Genomic DNA, 1,173 nt, shown 5'->3' with positions numbered 1-1,173 from the left:
GCGCTTAGCGCAGTCACAGTTTAGATCAATTCTCTTATGAGTTCGTTTACAGTCTCATAACATGCCGCCTAGCGTAGCAGCAAGGAAGATTTCTCTTCTTAGGTTTATTACAGTTTTAGTTCCATGATGTTTGCGCCTCTCCCTAACGTATAACATACGTTTAGGAAAGAACATCACTTCACTGGATGTCTTTCAATCAAAAAGTAATCATCTTTTTGATTGTCACAAAACGTCATCTTTCGACTTCGTTTTGTTCTCATTTTCTATGTGTAGTTGTCAATGTCCAATTGTCCATCCCCTTATTACTAAGGTTCTGGTCTGACCGACATTCATCAGTCATTACATACAAGTACATTATATCCTCTCTTACTAAAAAGGTTACTTATATCTAATCACTTATGAATGTTTTCAACTTAATTTATTTTTATGATTAACTTGTAGCGCGGACTTATTATCTTACAGGATTTATTCTGTTTTGTAAACCGGTAAGTTATGTCATGTTTACCACTTCTATAATAAAATCAATTCTATTCTAGTAATAAAAAATGGGCTTAAATGGACTCGAACCATCGACCTCACGCTTATCAGGCGTGCGCTCTAACCAGCTGAGCTATAAGCCCATATGATGTTACACAAATAGATAACCGGTAACTCACAAAACTGCAGGACTTATGATAAGTCTTGCTTTAATTATAAATTTATTCTGGCAGCCACCTACTCTCCCATACCGTCTCCAGTACAGTACCATCGGCCGTCTAAGTCTTAACCATCGTGTTCGGGATGAGAACGGGTGTGTCCCCTAGACGCATCACCACCAGAAATTTCGCGTATCAAGTTTTGCCAAACACATTCATATGATGTTTTACGTGAGAAGCTTGCTTCTCTAAGTAAAATATCTTTGAATGTACTCGCGGGCCTCCCGCGACCGAGAGAACGTAGTTCTCGAGGGTTCGGTAAAACGCCCTTCTTTCTATTAGAAAAACCTATGGTTTTCCCATAAGGAAAGATTTTTGATAACTGAACAGTAAAACAACCCATACTCATTACTCTTAGAAAGGAGGTGATCCAGCCGCACCTTCCGATACGGCTACCTTGTTACGACTTCACCCCAGTCATTGGCTCCACCTTCGGCTGCTCCCTCCCATCTTACTAAGCACGACTTGGCTACGTATC

At 40.1% G+C, this 1,173-nt stretch carries 1 tRNA gene and 2 rRNA genes; all 3 read right to left on the bottom strand.

The window, feature by feature from the left end:
* Positions 1-546 precede the first annotated feature (546 nt).
* Positions 547-620, bottom strand: a tRNA-Ile gene (locus I5677_RS17060).
* Positions 621-701: 81 nt separating this feature from the next.
* Positions 702-819, bottom strand: a 5S ribosomal RNA gene (rrf, locus tag I5677_RS17055).
* Positions 820-1,053: 234 nt separating this feature from the next.
* Positions 1,054-1,173: ribosomal RNA gene (locus tag I5677_RS17050) — 16S ribosomal RNA — on the bottom strand; the annotation flags it as partial.

The organism is Mobilitalea sibirica, assembly GCF_015999265.1.
Lineage (GTDB): Bacteria > Bacillota > Clostridia > Lachnospirales > Lachnospiraceae > Mobilitalea > Mobilitalea sibirica.
Note: the sequence above shows the minus strand (reverse complement) of the source record. Positions and strands in the feature narration are given on the sequence as shown.